This window comes from Parapedobacter koreensis (assembly GCF_900109365.1).
GTDB lineage: Bacteria > Bacteroidota > Bacteroidia > Sphingobacteriales > Sphingobacteriaceae > Parapedobacter > Parapedobacter koreensis.
The window spans coordinates 77173-96108 of sequence record NZ_FNZR01000006.1 but is presented as its reverse complement, the minus strand read 5'-3'; the positions used below and the strand labels follow the sequence as shown (position 1 = coordinate 96108).

The 18936-nt window shown below is 49.6% G+C and carries 16 protein-coding genes; 7 read left to right on the top strand and 9 right to left on the bottom strand.

All coding sequences use genetic code 11. The features are described from left to right. The first annotated feature begins 13 nt into the window (after nt 1-13). From BMW65_RS15180 to BMW65_RS15160, 5 genes are all read left to right on the top strand, one after another. On the top strand, nt 14-1423 hold the full coding sequence (locus tag BMW65_RS15180; protein ID WP_177181161.1) for a bifunctional UDP-3-O-[3-hydroxymyristoyl] N-acetylglucosamine deacetylase/3-hydroxyacyl-ACP dehydratase: 1410 nt from the start codon (nt 14-16) through the stop codon (nt 1421-1423). Then, nucleotides 1420-2214, top strand: a complete 795-nt coding sequence (gene lpxA / locus BMW65_RS15175) for an acyl-ACP--UDP-N-acetylglucosamine O-acyltransferase (protein ID WP_090606626.1) — start codon at nt 1420-1422, stop codon at nt 2212-2214. Before BMW65_RS15180 ends, lpxA begins: the two co-directional genes overlap by 4 nt. 3 nt (nt 2215-2217) lie before the next feature. Next, nucleotides 2218-2838: an ABC transporter ATP-binding protein gene (locus BMW65_RS15170; protein WP_090606625.1), complete on the top strand. Its 621-nt coding sequence runs from the start codon at nt 2218-2220 to the stop codon at nt 2836-2838. 88 nt (nt 2839-2926) lie between these two features. Next, nucleotides 2927-3487 carry an elongation factor P gene (gene efp, locus BMW65_RS15165; protein ID WP_090606623.1) on the top strand — a complete coding sequence of 187 codons (561 nt, stop codon included), beginning with the start codon at nt 2927-2929 and terminating at the stop codon, nt 3485-3487. A 146-nt stretch (nt 3488-3633) separates the two neighbouring features. After that, entirely contained in the window at nt 3634-4218 is a 585-nt protein-coding gene (locus BMW65_RS15160) for a 5-formyltetrahydrofolate cyclo-ligase (protein ID WP_090606622.1), read from the top strand. Nucleotides 4219-4554: 336 nt separating this feature from the next. Here BMW65_RS15160 and BMW65_RS15155 read toward each other — a convergent pair whose 3' ends face one another. Together BMW65_RS15155 and BMW65_RS15150 are read right to left on the bottom strand one after the other, a co-directional pair. Then, entirely contained in the window at nt 4555-5847 is a 1293-nt protein-coding gene (locus tag BMW65_RS15155; RefSeq protein ID WP_090606620.1) for an HAD-IB family phosphatase, read from the bottom strand. Between the two features lies 1 nt (nt 5848). Next, nucleotides 5849-6832 carry an NAD-dependent epimerase/dehydratase family protein gene (locus BMW65_RS15150; RefSeq protein WP_090606899.1) on the bottom strand — a complete coding sequence of 328 codons (984 nt, stop codon included), beginning with the start codon at nt 6830-6832 and terminating at the stop codon, nt 5849-5851. Between the two features lie 181 nt (nt 6833-7013). Between BMW65_RS15150 and BMW65_RS15145 the strand changes: the two genes are divergently transcribed. Further along, the gene (locus tag BMW65_RS15145; RefSeq protein WP_090606618.1) at nt 7014-8195 is read left to right on the top strand and encodes a formimidoylglutamase; all 1182 of its coding nucleotides are present in this window, start codon (nt 7014-7016) and stop codon (nt 8193-8195) included. 49 nt (nt 8196-8244) lie between these two features. Further along, on the top strand, nt 8245-9609 hold the full coding sequence (gene rmuC, locus BMW65_RS15140) for a DNA recombination protein RmuC (RefSeq protein WP_090606617.1): 1365 nt from the start codon (nt 8245-8247) through the stop codon (nt 9607-9609). Here the strand turns inward: rmuC and BMW65_RS15135 are convergent. The 7 genes from BMW65_RS15135 to BMW65_RS15105 all read right to left on the bottom strand — a co-directional run bounded on the left by BMW65_RS15135 (nt 9606) and on the right by BMW65_RS15105 (nt 18907). Next, on the bottom strand, nt 9606-10757 hold the full coding sequence (locus BMW65_RS15135; protein WP_177181149.1) for an AEC family transporter: 1152 nt from the start codon (nt 10755-10757) through the stop codon (nt 9606-9608). The two genes, rmuC and BMW65_RS15135, sit on opposite strands and share 4 nt — an antisense overlap. A 145-nt stretch (nt 10758-10902) precedes the next feature. Then, a complete protein-coding gene (locus BMW65_RS15130; RefSeq protein ID WP_218145427.1) occupies nt 10903-12066 on the bottom strand; it encodes a pyridoxal phosphate-dependent aminotransferase in 1164 nt (387 codons plus the stop codon). Nucleotides 12067-12530: 464 nt separating this feature from the next. Beyond that, the gene (locus BMW65_RS24235) at nt 12531-12677 is read right to left on the bottom strand and encodes a T9SS type B sorting domain-containing protein (RefSeq protein ID WP_177181148.1); all 147 of its coding nucleotides are present in this window, start codon (nt 12675-12677) and stop codon (nt 12531-12533) included. 89 nt (nt 12678-12766) lie between these two features. Continuing rightward, a complete protein-coding gene (gene fabF, locus BMW65_RS15120) occupies nt 12767-14005 on the bottom strand; it encodes a beta-ketoacyl-ACP synthase II (protein WP_090606612.1) in 1239 nt (412 codons plus the stop codon). Between the two features lie 65 nt (nt 14006-14070). Further along, nucleotides 14071-16743 carry a carboxypeptidase-like regulatory domain-containing protein gene (locus BMW65_RS15115; protein WP_143053896.1) on the bottom strand — a complete coding sequence of 891 codons (2673 nt, stop codon included), beginning with the start codon at nt 16741-16743 and terminating at the stop codon, nt 14071-14073. A 14-nt stretch (nt 16744-16757) separates the two neighbouring features. Beyond that, nucleotides 16758-17681, bottom strand: a complete 924-nt coding sequence (locus BMW65_RS15110) for a GLPGLI family protein (protein WP_177181147.1) — start codon at nt 17679-17681, stop codon at nt 16758-16760. A 215-nt stretch (nt 17682-17896) separates the two neighbouring features. Next, nucleotides 17897-18907, bottom strand: coding sequence for a PorP/SprF family type IX secretion system membrane protein (locus BMW65_RS15105; RefSeq protein WP_090606608.1), 1011 nt, complete (start codon nt 18905-18907; stop codon nt 17897-17899). Between the last annotated feature and the right edge of the window lie 29 nt (nt 18908-18936).

Genomic DNA, 18936 nt, shown 5'->3' with positions numbered 1-18936 from the left:
GCCAATGACAACAATGAATGTAAAACAACGAACAATCAAATCAACAATTATCATTTCAGGAGTGGGCCTCCATACCGGCAAACCCGTCACGATGACCTTAAAACCCGCTCCGGAACACCATTGGTATAGATTCAGACGCGTCGACTTGGAAAACCAACCAACTATCTTGGTAGATGCTGATAATGTTTCAGATACCTCACGAGGCACCACCATCTCTCAAAATGGCGCCAGCGTGAGTACCATTGAACATTTGATGGCCGCCTTAGTAGGCCTACAAATTGACAATGTACTTATTGATATTGACGGACCCGAGGTACCCATCATGGATGGCAGTTCGGCTCCATTTGTAAAAGCCATCGAACAAACAGGCTATATAGACCAGGGTGCTGATCGCGACTATTACGAAATCCCCCATAACATACACCACACCGAACCAGACAGAAAAGTAGAGATGGTAGCTATGCCGTTGGATGGTTATCGCTTTACGTGCATGATCGATTTCAACTCACCGGTATTGGGAAGCCAACATGCCTCCATTAGCGGTATCGATGAGTTTTCCAAAGACATTGCTTCATCGAGAACCTTCTGTTTCCTACATGAATTGGAAATGCTGCTGCAAAACAACCTCATCAAAGGCGGCGATCTCAATAACGCCATCGTGGTGGTCGATAAAGAGGTGAGCAAAGACGAATTGCGGCATCTGGCCAAGCTTTTTAACCGGGAGGACATCGATGTCGCAAAAGAAGGTATCCTGGACAATATTGAGCTCCGTCACCAAAACGAGCCCGCGCGGCATAAATTACTCGATATGATTGGTGACCTCGCATTGGTAGGCCGCCCCATTAAAGGCCACATCATGGCTGCCCGGCCCGGGCATGCTGCCAATGTCTCCTTTGCTAAGAAAATCAAGGCACAAATCAAAAAAGAGAAGAGCCGGAAATATATCAAAATATATGATCCAAATATGCCGCCTTTGTACGATACTGTACAAATCATGAAAATCCTGCCTCATCGGCAGCCTTTCCTGATGGTCGATAAAATCTTGGAACTCACCAAGGCTCACGTAGTGGGGCTGAAAAACGTCACCATGAATGAGGATTTATTCATGGGGCATTTCCCTGGCGCACCTGTTTTCCCCGGCGTATTGCAAATTGAGGCCATGGCACAGACTGGGGGCATCCTTGTATTAAGCACGGTCGCCGATCCAGAAAATTACCTCACGTTGTTTCTTAAGATAGAAAATGCCCGGTTCAAGGCTCAAGTAAATCCAGGAGACACCATCATCTTTCGCTGCGACTTGTTGGAACCGATCCGTAGGGGCATCGCCCAAATGAAAGGTATCGGGATGGTCGGCGAAAAAATTGTCGTTGAAGCAGAGTTGATGGCCCAGATTGTAAAAGTAAAAGAGAGCCAAGCGTCATGATACAACCATTAGCATATATACACCCACAGGCCAAAATTGCCGGCAATGTGGTGATTGAACCTTTTGTGACCATCCACAAAGATGTGGTGATCGAAGAAGGCACATGGATAGGTTCCAATGTGACCATCATGGATGGCGCACGCATCGGCAAGAATTGCCGGATATTTCCCGGGGCCGTTATCTCTGGCATCCCCCAAGATCTGAAATTCGATGGGGAAGACACCACTGTCGAAATCGGGGATAATACGACCATCAGGGAGTGCGTCACGGTAAACCGCGGCACAAAAGATAAATGGAAAACCGTGATTGGCAAGAACTGCCTCATCCAGGCCTACAGCCACATCGCACACGATTGTATCGTGGGAGACAATTGTATTTTTTCTAACAGTAGTACGCTGGCTGGCCATATCATTGTAGGCGACTACGTGGTCTTGGCTGGCATGGTAGCTGTACACCAATTTTGCCACATTGGCTCCCATGCATTCATTGCCGGGGGGTCGCTCGTCCGCAAAGATGTCCCTCCATTTGTAAAGGCGGCACGCGAACCGCTGTCCTACGTAGGCATCAATTCCGTTGGCCTGCGTAGAAGGGGATTTTCATCCAACCAAATCAACGAGATACAGGATATCTATCGGGTACTGTTTGTCAAAAACAACAACCTTACGAAAGCATTGGACATCATTGAGGCAGAATATAAGCCTACGGAAATACGCGACGAAATACTTGACTTTGTGCGCAATTCCAACCGGGGCGTGATGAAAGGTTTTGGCCAAAGCAAAGGCATCTTATAATCCATGGAAATAACCCTTGCGGATATCGGCAGGCGATTCAACCAAGATTGGGTATTCCGGCGTCTAAACTACCAATTCACGGCGGGGCATCGATATGCTGTCTTAGGTCCGAATGGATCGGGTAAATCCACGCTGCTTCAAGTTATTGCGTCCAGCCTTACTCCTTCCAGTGGCCAGATCCGCTATGCTACCGGGGGACATACAATAGAACCAGACCATATTTATCGGCATATTTCACTGGTGGCCCCCTATATGGAACTGATAGAAGAATTTACACTGGTAGAACAAATTCGGTTTCATTTTACTCATAAAAAGTACCAATACGGTTTGGACGAACAGTTATTCATGGAACGGCTGGGGTTACAACATGCAAAAAATAAACAAATCAGGTACTTTTCTTCGGGGATGAAACAGCGTGTCAAATTGGCGTTAGCTTGCTATGCGGATACACCGGTTGTACTGCTGGATGAACCCACGACCAACTTGGATCACCAAGGCATAGACTGGTATATCAATCTCATCGACGAAACGAAAGGCGATCGGCTGCTATTGGTCTGTTCCAATCAAGAAAAGGAATATGGGTTTTGTGAGCATTTCATCCACATCACTGATTATAAAGCCTGACGGGTCTTTTTACGTGGTTTTTTGTAAATAAACGGCACTTTAGTATCTTTGTACCCACATTAAGCACAACTGTATTAAATTTAAATCAATGGCCAAAGCTTCAGAAGTAAAAAGCGGCAACATCTTGCGTTTCAACGGTGAGTTGGTGTCTGTTGAAGAGTACATCCATCGGACTCCCGGCAACCTCCGGGCGTTTTACCAAGCCAGAATGCGCAATGTAAAAACCGGCAAGCTTGTTGAATACCGCTTCCGCACGGATGAGGAAGTCGAGATCGCCCGTGTTGAGACCAGCGATTACCAATACTTATACGAAGATGGGGATACATTCGTCGTAATGGACAATAATACCTTCGAACAATTCAATATTCCGAAACACCTATTTGGCAGTTCGGCACGCTTTTTGAAAGAAGGTATGCAGGTGCTTATAGCAATGGAAAGCGAAGAACCCATTATGGCTCAAGCACCTAGCACAGTAGAATTGGAGATTACTTACACAGAGCCGGCCGTAAAAGGGGATACTTCTACCAACGCATTAAAAAGCGCTGTGGTGGAGACTGGTGTAGAGATAAAAGTACCGCTCTTTGTAAATCAGGGAGACAAAGTGAAAGTTGATACCCGTTCAGGTGATTACATCGAACGGGTGAAATAAAAGGATTCAAATTTTTAGGTTTAGGTTGATTATTCGGTCTTGGGGCTCCCCGCTTCAAGGCCGATATTTTTTTTGGCACGATATCCTTTCTTATTGTTTCTTCTTTAATCAATTGCCGTACATTTGCTGCAAACGTCAAATCGGTTATGCATCCAACTACCAAGCAGGAATTGCGCAAAATATACCGGGAGAAGCGGATGCTTCTTGCCGACGATGAATTCCATCGATTGAACCAGCAGTTGCTTAGCCGGGTGAAGCAGGTGGACTTCACCGCGTTTTTGACTGTTCACCTATTCCTTCCCATCAAGGGCAACCATGAACCGGACACCTATGCCATTGCGACCTGGCTAAGGCAGCAGTATCCCACTATCCGACTAGCTTTGTCCAGGAGTGACCGCACCACCCTGAGCATGCAACATTTTTTGTGGGATGAAAAAACCGAGCTCAACACCAATGATTGGGGCATCCCGGAGCCCGAAAACGGTATAGCGATCCCTCCCGATGAAATCAATGCTGTTTTTGTACCGTTGCTTGCTTTTGATCGCCAAGGGCACCGCGTAGGCTACGGCAAGGGCTTTTATGATCGCTTTTTGAGGGTATGCCGCCCGGACACGGCCAAAATCGGATTGTCATTATTTGAGCCGGTACCTGAAATCAAGGATACCAATGCCTGGGACATCAGGCTCGACCAATGTATCACCCCCCTGTCCTCATGGAATTTCGCAGGCTAACTGTATCACAAACACCAAAAATCGTCAGTTCACGTCTTTGTACAGGTATATTTTCAACAAAATCAATTATATATTGCAAAACCAATAAAAAAATATGCAATAATTTTATAATTTACCAATTAAAAATACGAAATTCGAGCCGAAAATCACAACTAACTGGATTAAAATCCATACCTAGTATAAAAGCACACTAAAAAACACCCACGGTTTCCCAGAATTGTCCGTGGTGCTGTCTTTATGTAACATAAAAAAACAATTCTATCGCTCAGAGAGGGACTCCCAAATCCCTCTCTATTTTTTTGCGATAAGCGCTATTAATGCTTCTTCTGCGGGCCGTTAATAAAGCACCCTGAATTTTATGGTATCGACTACCTGCCTTAGCTGCTTGAGCAGTTGCTTGTCATACTGCACATCCACATCTGTCACCGCATAGCCGATATCTCCTTTGGTCATCAAAAACTGAGCGACAATGTTAATTTGGTTTTCGGCAAAGACACGATTGATTTGGGCCATTACACCGGGCACATTACGATGTATGTGGAGCAAGCGGTGTGCCTTTTCAATCTTGGGCAAGATGAGGTTTGGAAAATTGCGGCTCATATACGTATCTCCCTTGTTGATAAAATCAGCCATACGCCGGGGGATAAACTCGCTATTGCGGCTTTTATCCTTTTTATCATCGAAAAGAACAATTCCCTTATCGTTGCAAATATCACGGTTTACAACATACTTGCTATCGCCCAGGTAACCGATGGTCTTTAACTTATCGGCCTGTAGCAGCTGGCTATCATCCAATTTTACCCCCCTACCCAGCAAGAGCATGCCCACGTCCTTTACATACTTTTCCTCAAATGTCTCCTTTACGCGTATGGAAAAACCATCGCGCTTGAGGATGTGTGCTGCAATTTCAGGCACGTCGCCCACAATGAGGCACAGAATGCGGTTTTTCGGATAGGAAATGGCACGCGGCAGGTCATTTACATATAGGAATTCGTCAAAACTGGGTGTCACGTGATCAGCTTTCTCCGATACGCTCTTACGTTCGATATTCTCCGTAAATGCAAAAAACCGTTCGATAAGACCCGATTCTTTCAATTGAAAATCCGAGTAACCGTCACCAATACCGTATATCTTACCCGACAAGCTCAACTGCCGCAGTAGTTTCACTTTACCCCCCTCTTCCGACAGCGGGTTGCCTTGGTCATATCCCGTAATGTTGCCCTGCTCATCAAACGTGAATGTATTTGCATAAACATTGTGCTGTTTGATGTGATAAGGGCTCACCACGGGCACAATAAATTCCTTGAACCCCCCGGAAACGATCAATGCACTGTCGCTATGCTTCTTGAAAAACTCACGATTGCGGGAAAATGACGGGGATACCCGCTTTTTGAGAATAGCGATCAGCTTCTGTAAATGCTCGCGATTAGCCTCCAGCAATTTCACCCGTGCTGAAAGGCTTTCCCGGAAGGAGAGCTGGCCATTCATGGACAGGTTGGTCAAACGTTCGATTTCCTCGTAAATCAGTTCCTTGGCCGGATGATTAGCCAGCGAAATACGGGCAAGCTCATCCAACGCCTCCACCTGCGTAAAGGTGCTATCGAAATCTATAATATAATAACTATTCAACTTATGTTGTTTTTAACAGTTTTGTGCATATTTCAAGCAGTGTATCATCTATCGGCTTAAAGGTAATACCCGTTGCATCCACGATTTTCCGGTTTGAAAACCGCATTTTTTGGGTTGCCGATTTGGCCATCTCGCGGGTGAGCAGCGGTCGTCTGCCCGAAAGCAGCGCCCATATCCCGGCGGCACGCCAGGCGAAGCTAAGCATCCAGGCCGTGGCCTTCAGCGTGGGCGCAGGCCTGTTAAGATATACACTGCATCTCGCTAACAGCTCTTTGTGCGCCATGTTTACATTACTCAGCAGGAAACGTTGTCCGGTCACGGTCGTATTTTCCATCAGCAACACCATCGCTTTGGCCACGTCTTCCACGTCGACAAGCCCTACGGATCCATCCGTGTAAAATTGAAGTCCCTCGTTTAGTCGCTCAAAAATAGCACCGCTCGTTCCGTTGCCTTCCGTTTTTGCCGTCGGGCCGATAATGAGCGCCGGGTTGACGATAACGGCATCCAACCCTTCGGCAATACCCCGCCACACTTCCATTTCCGCTTCGTATTTGGCCACCGCGTAGCCGGATTGGCTGGAATCGTATTCCCAAAGATCGTTTTCGGTAATTTCCCCGTTGGCTTTGGCGCGGCCGAGCGCAGCGATGGAACTGACATGCAATAGCCGAATCCGGTGTTCCAGCGCAAGCGTCACCACGTTGGCTGTACCCGCTACGTTCACCGCCATCAATCGCTTTCGGTCTGCTGCATGATAGGAAATTAGCCCCGCGCAATGGTACACTCGTGTCACCCCTTCAAATGCATCTTCCAGCCCGAAAAAATCGGTGATGTCGGCCTCAACCCACTGCACACCGGGCAAGCCTGCTAACTCGGGGGGAATAATGGACGTTTTCCGTTTTGTGGCACGGACATAGGCCCCCGTAGCCACCAATTGCTTAATGAGTATAGCACCAAGAAAACCTGTACCGCCTGTTACTAGAATCACCGTCTTAGCGTAGTTGATGATGTGCCCCAAAAATAAGGGAATAAATGGAAAAAATCATTCGTAAATAAATTATTAATTCTTAGCTGCCCCACCATGTGCGCCCTTTGCCGATTGCGCTTTGGCGGTATGCGCATTTTGTGTAAGTTTGCAACAATAATTTGCCAGACAACACGCGACAATCATGTCCTTATCCGTTTTTTTCTCTTCCCTTGATCCTCGGGATTTCACTCCGGAGACCGGCTTTTTCAGTTCACAGATGGGCGCATCTATATACCTCCATCACCTTGAGTTTCCTGATTTAGAAGAAGAAAAACCCGACTTGGCACTATTCGGTGTGCTGGATGATCGGATGGCTGTCGGAAACTTAGGTTGCGCCGAAGCTGCCCATACCATGCGTAAACATTTCTATACACTCAATCAAGGCGAATATAAGCTACGGTTGGCCGATTTGGGCAATATCAGGCCCGGCGAAACAGTAACCGACACGTATGCCGCAGTAAAGGCCGTATGCACGGAATTGATAACATCGGGCATTACGCCCATTATCATCGGGGGCGGCCAGGACATTACTTACGCTCAATACCTCGCTTACGAAAAGCTCGAACAAAAGGTTGAAGTAGCGCTTGTAGATTCGCGGTTTGACCTCGACCGGGAAAATACAGAAAATGCTCCCCTCAATTCGCTGACATACCTCAACCATATCATCCTCCACCAGCCGGACTACCTCTTCAACCTCAGCAACCTGGCGTACCAGACCTACTTTGTAAGCAAAGAAGCCATTGCCATGTATGACAAGCTTTACTTCACGGCCATGCGCCTGGGCCTCATTGCCAATACCGTGGAGCATGTGGAGCCCGTCATCCGGGCTGCGGACATGCTAAGTTTCGATATGAATGCCATCCGGTTTTCCGATGCACCCGGTAATGCCCATGCCACGCCTAATGGCCTGTTCGGCGATGAGGCTTGCCGCATCTGCCGATACGCAGGAATGAACGACAAGCTCACCTCCATTGGCTTCTATGAGTACAATCCCTCGCTTGACAACCGCGAACAAACGGGGATGTTGCTCGCGCAGATGATTTGGTATTTTATCGACGGTTTCTACAACCGGAAGCACGATGCCCCGCTCATTCCCAAGTCTGCTTACATTACCTACCGGACTACCGTGCACAACGACGCCTATGAGCTGGTGTTCGTCAAAAGCAAGAAATCCGATCGTTGGTGGATGCAAGTGCCTTATTCGGGCTCCAAATCGGTAAATGAACGCTACCACCTTGTTCCCTGCCGTTATGAAGATTACCAAACAGCTGTGTCAGGCGAAATGCCCGATCTGTGGTGGAAGACGCATCAGAAGTTGATATAGAGAGGACCGCAACGGCGACAGTGATCGGTTTTTGTTATCTTTGCACATCATGGAATTGTACCTCGTTGTTATTGCCGTCGTTATATTGGCTATTGCTGTTTTGCTGTTTATCAAAAGACCGCAACACCCCACCCATAGCCCAGAGCAGGAGCTGCTGCGAAAAGAAAAAGAAGCATTGGCCCTCCAACTGGCCCGTGCGGAACAGCAGGTGCAAAACCTGATCTCCGAAAAAGAACACATCACAACCATGCTCCGTGAGGAGCAGCAACGTTTGATTGGCGAACTGCAACAGGAACGCGAGCGACTGGCCCAAGCGGAGCGATCGCTGGAAAGCGCGCGTGCTTATTACAAATCCCAGCAGGAAAAATTACAGGAGCAGAAAGCGGAAATCGAAACCATCAAGCAACAGTTCAACACGGAATTCCAGGTCATTGCTAATCGGATTTTAGAGGAGAAAACCCAGAAATTTACCGAAACAAACAGTAAAAACCTCGATCAGATCCTCAATCCACTCAAAGAAAAAATCAAGACATTCGAAGAAAAAGTCGAAAAAACATATCAAACCGAGGCTGCCGAACGGAATACCCTCAAGGGTGTGGTAGAACAGCTGATGGAACAAAGCCTGCGCATCAAGGACGAAGCCAATAGCCTCACCCGGGCGCTTCGGGGCGATAGCAAAAAGCAGGGCAACTGGGGAGAGGTCATCCTTGAGCGGGTGCTGGAACGCTCAGGACTGGTGAAAGATAGCGAATACCGGCTACAGGCCTCTATCACCGATGAAGAAGGCCGCCGCCTCCAACCCGATGCCATCATCGATCTGCCTGACGAGAAACACCTGGTTGTGGATTCCAAGGTATCGCTGCTGGCTTATGAGCGTTGGGTCAATGCGATGACGGATGAAGAACGCGATATCTTCGCCAAGCAGCACATCCAATCTGTTGAAAACCATGTAAAAGGGCTTTCGGCAAAAAATTACCACGATCTCTACCATATCAACTCTCCGGATTTTGTCCTCTTGTTTATGCCCATCGAATCGGCCTTTAGCATGTCCATCACTTACAAGGCCGACCTGTTTAGCGACGCTTGGGACCGCAAGGTAGTCATCGTAAGTCCATCCACTTTGCTGGCCACGCTACGCACCATTGCCAGCATGTGGAAACAGGAACGGCAGACGCGCAATGTGCTGGAAATTGCAAAGGAGGCCGGAGCGCTCTATGACAAATTTGTGGGCTTCCTGCAAGACATGGATCGGATAGGCGAACAACTAAACCGTGCTGTGCGCGCGCATGATGAAGCGACCAAGAAGCTCGGCACAGGCCCCGGCAACGTCATCAAGAAGATAGAAAACCTCAAGAAACTGGGCGCGAAGGCCAGCAAACAGATTGACAATAATTTGCTGGACGAAGGCGACTAAAGTACGACGCGTTCTTTCTGGTGCGCATCCAAGGCCTCTTCGTGCTGTGCCTCGGGACGCCATTTCGCCATACGCATGCGGTGCAACAGCACCGGTACGATAGCCATGGCCAGCAACAATCCCCCTGTAGCAAATAAATTGGGAACTTTCATAAAGAACCCGTCCGTACTAAACACGGCCAACACGATGGTTGCTGAAAAAGGGAGCGACAGCGCCAGTACATTCAACGCCAATTGCGGATTGAATGTCGGTGACGAAATGGCTGTCCCCTGCTGCTGCTCCATGGCCGATATGGTGGAAATATGCGCCAACGGCCAAAAGCTTACCGCGCTTTGCGGAAATACAATCGCTACCACCGCCATGGTGGCCGATAGATTAGGTGCCCATAGCAAACACAGCCCGCTCAACAGGAAAGTAATACCCGCCCGAAACAAGAGCAAGCTGACAATCACCCGGAACTGCGCCCATTTAAACTTAACCGTAATACCGATAAACAGCAGGATGATGGGGGTCATCAACGCACTCAGCATCGTGATGGGATCGCCCATGAATGCCGGGAGATCCTGAAAATGCCAGCCAACGCCTAATAAAAGGAGTGCCACAAAAATGGCCAGGTTTACCGGCTCCCGCATCAGGGTCACCAACAGCGCTTTCAGACGTTGGCGCCCGCGCACTTTCGGCGTGGTCGCCTGCTTGAAATACCAGTGCATGGCCAAGAGGTAACAAAAGATAAGCACATACACCTTATTACCCAGATCGGCAATGCTCCCCAACGCTACCGCCTCTTTGCCCACGTATTCAAGCAGGAAGGGAAAACATGACATTCCCGGTGCTAATGAAGGAATAAGCAATGAAAGGGTACGCATATCGGCGCCATCACTGCGGATGCCGTACAGCCTCGGCAAGACCATCCAAGTGATGCCCAGAAGGGCGAAATTAAAGACAATAGCCAATAAAGGCAACCAAATGAGGCTGGCGCTCATCTGCGTATTCATCAGCGCCACAAAAATAATGGCTGGCAATGCGATATTCAAGATAAGTATTTTGAGTGCCTGATGATGTTCGGTTTTATGGAGGGCTTTGCGTAGTGAAAGACCCACCACGATAAGCAATAAAAGCGATATGGTTTTAGCTATAGCCGGATTCATTCGTAGATAGTCTGTCTTGATAGCTTGGATGCAGCTTGCATGACGTTTAACCCTGTTGCCAACGGGGCCGCCATACAAGCCGCATAAATGCAATATGATTCCGAACACACGATGTAATCCGGATTTACCGTAGAAATGTGCACAGTTATACGGTGGCCTTTTTCAATACACTGGTAAACAATTCCATTTCAGGCATCGTACCCATACTCACCCGGCACCATGGTTTCTCGCCAATGTCAAACATACGTATGCTTACCCCGCCTTCGCGTAGTGTACCCTGAAATGCTTGCACATCGCTCTTGATGGGGAAAATGACAAAGTTGGTAAGCGAAGGGATATAAGCATATCCCAAGTTTTTCAGTTCGCCGCACAAGTATTCCCGACACTCCATATTGAGCTTGCGGCTGTTTTCCTGAAAGGCCTTATCTTGCATGCTGGCGATAGCGCCGCTCAATGACGTGACACACAAGCCCATCGTACCCCGCACAATCGAGCCCAGGGCTTTGATCCGCTCAGGCTGAGCAACGATATAGCCGATACGCAATCCTGCCATGGAGTGTATTTTCGAAAATGTACGTGCTACAATGATGTCCTTACCTTGCTTCACCAATCCCACCATGGTGTTCTCCTGCGGATTGGGTAAAAACTCCAGGTAAGCTTCATCGATGAACACAGGTACTTTTGTCGAAACGGTTGAGCAAAACTGTTTTAGTGCCGCCGCTGGCGTGATCGAACCTAATGGGTTGTTGGGGTTGCATACATAAATCAGCCGGGTCTGGCTATCCACTGCCGCCGCCATGGCATCTACGTCATGCGCATAATCGGCTGTGAGCGGCACTGGTTTCCATGTACCACCGATAGCACGGGTAGTATTCATCATCGACATGTAAGAAGGATCCGCAGAGACGATGTTGCCGCCTTTAAGGAAAAGCGATATTGCGGTTTTCTCCAGCAAGTCCGTTGATCCCGGCCCCAACATGATATAGTCACGCGTAACACCCTCTTTTTCCGCGATCATGTCGATCAAGCGAGCCGCATCTTCGTGCCCATACCGGTTGCCGAACCCCACCGCGTCAGCCACTGCTTTGCGTACCAACTCCGATGGCCCATACGGGTTTTCGTTGGCAGAAAGGCGGGCCTGCATCGCCGGTGCCGTCTCATCCCAGGGTAAGGTAATGTCTCTCAGCAAGCCCTGCGGTGACGCAGGGGCCGTAGCCGCGTTGTTTTTTCCCAGTGAAAGGGAGGGTGCCAGCGCTAACCCGCCAGCAGCCAATAGGCTGGATTTAATCCAGGTTCTTCTGTTTGTCATTGTTTTGGTCATGGCTTGAAAATATTATCTTCCACAAAAAAAATACCGCCAAAACTTAATAAGGTTTCCCAAAATTGAATAGCTAATGCAATATTAGGGATTAATTACATACAAAACAATGGGTATCGTGCTAATTTTTTGGTAACTTAACTGATACGACCTAATTATATAATCGAAAAAACCACCAAAAACAACAACAAATACAATAAAACACCAAAAACAAAACTAAATGACAGCCAAAAATCAATACTAAAAAAACTTTGGACTCAATATACACTGTTGTTTCCGTCCATCCGGGACAAAGCGGCTGATTCTATTGGGTGGCAAAAGTGTGCCGTCCAAACTGTATTGTGTGACGCCGGCTCCAATCTCAAAGCTCAGGCGGTGCGCATCCTCCGCATTCAGCTGCAACCGTTTAATCAACACCTACCCCCGGTACTGCCGCTGTTCATTCCCTTTGCGGGTCACCACTTCATAATAATACCTGCCCTCATTGAGATCGCCGCCCGCCGGTCATTCCGGTAGTTGATATTGCGGTATACTTCGTTGCCCCAGCGGTTGACGATGGTGAGCTCATCTCCATCGGGCGTGAATACGTTCGGAATGCGCAATGCCCGTGGATTTATCGCGATGGTTACCGTCGCCGTTCAGGATATCCGCGCGCGTAATATTAATATTAATGGATAAGAACTGTACGTAATCAGGCTTTCTTAAAGATCACGCAGGCATTATGCCCGCCAAACCCAAAAGCGTTGCTCATGGCTACGGTGACCTTCCGGGGTAGGGCCTCTTGGGTGACGATATGGATGCCTTGCGGAATGGCATCATCCAGGTTGGCGACGTTGATGGTAGGCGGAACCACTTGGTCATTAATCGCTTTTATCGCAATAATGGCTTCGACGGCGCCAGCCGCCCCCAACAGGTGCCCGGTCATGGACTTTGTGGCGCTGATGCTCAGGTTTTCAGTATCGTGCAGGGCAGCAGCCACGGCTTTCAACTCGCTGATGTCGCCGATCGGCGTAGAGGTCGCATGCGGATTGAGGTAATCCACCTCACCAGCCGCTATTTTTGCTTCTTTCAGCGCCAATTGCATGGCCTTTGATGCGCCGATACCCTCCGGATGCGGAGCGGTCATGTGGTAGGCATCAGCCGTCATCGCTGCGCCCACGAGCTCCGCATAAATATGTGCGCCCCGTTTTCTGGCGTGTTCGTATTCTTCCAAGATCAGCGCTCCGGCACCTTCGCCCATCACGAAGCCATCCCGATCTTTATCGTATGGCCTGCTGGCATGCGAGGGGTCATCATTGCGGACAGACATCGCCTTCATCGCCGAAAACCCACCGATGGAAGCTGGCGTGATGGGTGCTTCCGAACCACCGGAAACGAATACTTTCGCCTTGCCCATACGGATATAATTGAATGCATCCATAAGCGCTGTATTGGAAGTTGCGCAGGCTGACACCGCCGTATAATTGATACCTTGTAAACCGAATTTCATCGATATCATGCCCGAAGCCAAGTTGACGATAAGCCGAGGCACGAAAAACGGGCTGAAGCGCGGATTGTATTCACCCGTCACATAATTGGTCACTTCTTCTTCGAAGGTTTCCATACCACCCTGTCCCACCCCCCAAATGACACCAATGTCAAATGGGTCTATAGTGCTTAGATCCAAGCCGGAATCTTCCATCGCTTGTGACGCAGCATAAAGCGCATATTGCGTGAATAAGTCACTTCGTTTGATTTCATTCCGGTTCAAATAGTTTTCCGGCGAAAAATCCTTCACCTCACACGCTATCCGTGTGCGAAAGCGTTCGGCGTTAAAGCGTGTAATCGGTCCGGCGCCGCTTGTACCACGGAGGATGTTTTGCCAAAACGTGTTTACGTCGTTGCCAAGGGGGGTAACGGCCCCCATTCCGGTGATGACCACTCTTGTCATAGCATTGTAGTTTGCGGCAAAGGTAACAAAATCAAACCGTTCGGTATAATTTTAAACATTGTACATTATAGACTGAATGTACATTTCAATACTGCCATACGTCCACGCAGTTGGTAATAGCTGTATCCCAGCTGATTGGACGATACCGAGTAGGTCTCATAAGCCGTCACATCCGCGAGGTTAGTGAGATCAAGTTCCACATCCGTCCGCCATTTGTCCAATCGGTAGCGGGTATTGGCATCGGCAAAGAAATAACGAATAGCTGTAAGCTGCTGCTGGGAAGCATATTGATGCCGCCCATTGAGCCGTATAAATGTATTTTTAAAAGGCGAATACGTCAGGCCAACGGATTGGTCTAGCTGGCGGATCTGGCGGCCATCTACTTGAGCCGTGGCTTCCTGCTGCACGAGTCGGCTGGTTGTCCATGTACCCGTGCCATTATAGGTGATGCTCACTTTGCCGAAGAGCCGGGCTTCCAAGCCGGGATTCAGCGTAAAAGAGCGGTTATGGAAGGGCAGGGTTTCACCGTTGAGCAATTGATTGAATCGGCTGGTACCCCACGAAGCCTTGAGGCTGGCCGTGGCACCGAGGGCAAAGATGAATTTGCTGACACCGCCGTTGATGCTGAAACTACTCACATCATTGTCAAAAGGCAGGAGTACGGTACGGGCAATGTTGTCGGTCATGACGCTGGAAGCGATGGTATTGGCTGTCGATTTCGCATAGGTGGCTCCCATATTCATAAAAAGCATACTGATGGCCCGTTGGAAATTATAGCGCAACGCCACCGTGTGGCTATCGCGTTCCTGCAACGCCGCGTCATTGGCCTGGATACTCCGGTAATTGGCCAGTACAGCCCCACGGAAAACGCCATTGATATTGCCCATCTGGTTAGCGTAGCTGTAATTAAGCGAGAGGTAATCTTCCCTATTCATCATACGCTTCATCCGCAGCGACGGGTTGAACAATAACCTGTGCTTCGATTCGTCCATTGCAAACATGGTGTCGCGATAGCTAATAAGCTGTGCGGCGATCGGTAGCAAGAGCGCCGCCTCCCAGGCTCCCCGCTTGTACTCATAAGTACCGTCTATGAAAGCTTGGTGACGGCTCCAGTGCAGGTTGTTGTCGGCACTGCCTCCATAGGCCGTTTCAAGGCCGTCAGCTTGGGTAAGCCTTAGGGCGGAACGCAGCATTTGCCATTCATTCAACAGTCCAAAGCGGTAACGCTGGCGGATGATGCCACTCGTGCGTGTATAGGCGATGGAAGCACGGTTAAACCACGTGGGTGTCTCCCCGGACTGGCTGACGCTGGCAAACGGCACGCCACCGTTTAGCACTTCCTCATTGATACCCGGGGTGATGTGGAGGGTCTGCGGTTGATTATAGTGATTGACGTACCAATAGAGGTTGATGACGTTGCCATTTTTTAATGCAGGAGTGTATTCCAAGGTATTTGAAAAATCACGGATACGGCTACGAAGCTGCTGGCTCATATCCATGTCGTTGCTCAACAGGGCTGACATACCTGTCTCGCCTGAATAACCTATTTTCAGCATATTGTTGAAGTAATAATCCTCCTTATTGGTCATCGCCGAGAGGTTTATTTCTGTCAGAAACGGATCCCGGTCGATGGCTTGCTGCTCCGTATAACGAATGGTATCACCAGCAAGATAAAGTTCCGTCCGGCTATGATAGGCCATATCATTCCTGTCCAGCAGGCCGTTGATATTAGCTTTGAGTTGGAGGCCGTTTTTCAGGTTCACGAGCGTATTGGCGTTGAGCGACCCGGAATTGTTGAAATAATACCGTTGCTTGGGAAGCCCCGGGCTGCCCACCGTGCCCGCTGAGAGCAACGACGTAGGACGGGAGTTGCCTGCTCCGCCGAGCATATCCGCAAAGTTGAAGGCCGCGAAATCTGCCGCCAGATCATCACCTACGTTATTGCCCTTGGCCACGTTGAGCATCTTATATTTCTTGTTGAAAAGGATAGTATTCACTTCACCATCGTACTGCTGGGGCAGGCCCGCGCCTGCCTTCACCTGTCCGGTGAGTTTCAGGCGGGCTTCGTCCTTGATGACCAGGTTGATGGCCACCCGATCGCTGAGCGTCTTGTTTTTAAGTACCTTCAGGGGTTGGTGGTTTTGGAGTACTTCCAGTTTCTGCACCATGGCATGGGGAATGGTTTTTGTACCGATGGCGTATTTGTCATTGAGCAGGTCATCACCATCGATATAGAAGCTGGAGATTTGCTGCCCGTTGTATTTGATTTGCCCGCTTTCGCTCACCTCCATGCCCGGCATGCGGCGCAACACATCGCCGATGCTGCGGTCTTCAGCCTTGGCAAAGGAGCCCACGTCGTAACTCAGTGTATCATTGCGGACGTCAATGCGCGGGCGGCTTTTTACCGCCACTTCAGCGAGGTCGATGGCCTTTTCCTCCATGACGATGTCATAGCGCATGCGGCCGGTTGTCAGCGGTAAATCTACCCTGGCGTAGCCCAAGTGGTTGATGAACAGGTGCAAGCTACCCGCCCCGGTGGTGGCAGGCAATGCAAGGACAAAGTTGCCCGAAGCATCGCTTGCTTTAAAAGCCACGATACGCCCTTGCACATTGCGGATGGTTACGCTGGCATGCGGCACCGCTTTGCCACCTTTGGTTTTCAGGGTACCTTGGATGGTACGCTGCTGGGCCATTGCACCCCACGTGCACAGCAACAGCAAAAAAGTCAGGCACTTCATTGTTTAGCGGCCGCTTATTTTTCAGTCAGCTCCAAGGGATTATTAGTTACGGATGATGTCTGCGAATCATCCCGTTTCACGTTTATACTCTTGATGCGAGAGGCATCAAGCGCCGCTGCGCCGCCCGCACCACCGCCCGTCCCCACACTCACCGTTGCCCTTGGCGTGCCACTATATCCCACTACGTTCGTACCGCCGCTCTCAGTCCGTGCCCTGGCATTCATCGCCGCCTGTGGATTTTTGCGATATGCTTCGGTGAGTTTATCCAATGCCTTTTTATCAGTGGGAATAGCGTTTTCAGCTATGGCTACCATCGCTGCACCATCTTCCAACGTCTCAAAGCCCGCATAGCCAAAAGCCACTTCGCTACGGCTGTCCGTTGCTTCCAGCACCAGTCCCGGCAACCCCTGAAGTTTCCACGGCCCGGCATGGAACGGCACATCCGTGGTAAACCATGCCGTATAATCACGGCCCTTAAAGTGGCCAGTGGCTTTTTGAGCCATATAGCCTCCGATTTCCCGGGTATCCTCGGCGATTTGCCAATCGATGGCCGGATAGTCTTCATCAACCACATACTGCTCACCGGCCACACGGCTCAGCAGCTTAAACTGCTGTTCCGCCACATTGCTGTAGTACGATTCTTGCGTAGTGCGGCCACTTCCCGTGATGGTCAGGTTGCCATCAAAGGCCGGATCTTCCATTTGCGCTTTGACTTGCTGGTTTACACGCTCGCTGGCATACGTGCCGTACAATGACGTACGTTGACCGATGTAGAGTACCATTTCTTCCTTATGCGGCTTATCAGGCTGCAACGTATCATTGATATGGGTAAAATCATAAATTACACGCGCCAAGGCTGGTTCGCTTTGCTGGGCTTTGGAAGTTGTTACGAATATACATCCTGCCAGCAACAGAAAAGACAAACATTTCACTTTCATAAAATTCGATTTTTTAATAATTCTACGAAAATATAGTAGATTAACGAAAGAAACAAATTTAATTACGAAAATCTCGTAACAATAGGTTGCAGCGGTTCCATTCGCCTTCATCAGCGCTTCGCTATTATTCGATGATCTGGACAATGAGGCTATGGGCGGGCATATGCCACCGAAGTCTATGATGGAATAATAAGCTATTGATGTAAATGCGAAACCTAAAACATCACCTGTGGACAATACACCTTAAATCGGTTGTTGAGCAGGATGCCCAGCACAATTTCATGACTCCCGTGGGCGAGCGTGCGCACCGGTCCGGTGCTGAAATCATAGGAGTAGCTCAGGTTAAACAAGGCACTGATATTGAATCCGGCCATGGCCGAAAACGATTCGTGGTTGCGGTAGCCACCACCGAGCCACAAGCGGTCGCGGAAGGCCAGTTTGACATTATAATCACCCACCATGGGCATCCCAGCCGTCCGTTTGAGCAGCACAGACGGTACCACAGCCATGTCGCTGCTCACATGCAACTTGTAACCCGCCATGAGGAACAGCTGCTGGTAGCCTCCAATTTGCTGCGCATTGTTGGAGAAGGCCAGTGGATTGCCCAATAATTGCTGGGCGGAGAGCCCCACAAAAAAGCGCGCACTATAAAGCCACAGGCCGAATCCCAGATCGGGTGTAAGGCGGCTATCGGCATAGTTTGCCAGCGCCGGATCGCCCGGCACACCGGTATTTATCCCTGCGATATCCAGCCGCACCTGTGAAACACCAGCGTTTACCCCGGCTGCAAGGTTTATCGTTTCCGCGATACGCAGGTGATAGGCGTAAGCCAGCAATGCATCTGTACGGGTGAATTGCCCGGCACGGTCGTGCTGCAAAACAACGCCCGCACCATGATGCGGTTCCGATGCCCGGTAGTGGCGGCTGAAGTTGCGGCCGTAGGGGTTGTGTCCCCCTTCGCTGAAGGACGTGGCCCCATCCTGTATGCGATTTGCGCCAATCGGCATGTGTGCCGAGAGGTAAGCGGTCTGCGGGGCTCCCTCTACGCCCTGCCATTGACTGCGGGCACCCAACTTTACATCTACATAGCGCTCAATACCCGCTACGGCGGGGTTGGCCAGCAAACCGTTGAAAATATACTGCGTATATTGCGGCCGCTGTTGTGCCCACGCCGCTGCCGATATGCACAGCAGCAGGGTGGCTAGGTTGGTTGAGCGGAAACACATAGTTATTCGATAATCAATGCCAATGATAA

Coding starts and splice junctions, on each gene's coding strand:
- BMW65_RS15145 (WP_090606618.1), top strand. CDS start 7,014: ATGTCCTTATCCGTTTTTTTCTCTTCCCTTGATCCTCGGGATTTCACT.
- BMW65_RS15170 (WP_090606625.1), top strand. CDS start 2,218: ATGGAAATAACCCTTGCGGATATCGGCAGGCGATTCAACCAAGATTGG.
- BMW65_RS15160 (WP_090606622.1), top strand. CDS start 3,634: ATGCATCCAACTACCAAGCAGGAATTGCGCAAAATATACCGGGAGAAG.
- BMW65_RS15130 (WP_218145427.1), bottom strand. CDS start 12,066: ATGACAAACAGAAGAACCTGGATTAAATCCAGCCTATTGGCTGCTGGC.
- BMW65_RS15135 (WP_177181149.1), bottom strand. CDS start 10,757: ATGAATCCGGCTATAGCTAAAACCATATCGCTTTTATTGCTTATCGTG.
- rmuC (WP_090606617.1), top strand. CDS start 8,245: ATGGAATTGTACCTCGTTGTTATTGCCGTCGTTATATTGGCTATTGCT.
- BMW65_RS15110 (WP_177181147.1), bottom strand. CDS start 17,681: ATGAAAGTGAAATGTTTGTCTTTTCTGTTGCTGGCAGGATGTATATTC.
- BMW65_RS15115 (WP_143053896.1), bottom strand. CDS start 16,743: ATGAAGTGCCTGACTTTTTTGCTGTTGCTGTGCACGTGGGGTGCAATG.
- BMW65_RS15105 (WP_090606608.1), bottom strand. CDS start 18,907: ATGTGTTTCCGCTCAACCAACCTAGCCACCCTGCTGCTGTGCATATCG.
- lpxA (WP_090606626.1), top strand. CDS start 1,420: ATGATACAACCATTAGCATATATACACCCACAGGCCAAAATTGCCGGC.
- fabF (WP_090606612.1), bottom strand. CDS start 14,005: ATGACAAGAGTGGTCATCACCGGAATGGGGGCCGTTACCCCCCTTGGC.
- efp (WP_090606623.1), top strand. CDS start 2,927: ATGGCCAAAGCTTCAGAAGTAAAAAGCGGCAACATCTTGCGTTTCAAC.
- BMW65_RS15180 (WP_177181161.1), top strand. CDS start 14: ATGAATGTAAAACAACGAACAATCAAATCAACAATTATCATTTCAGGA.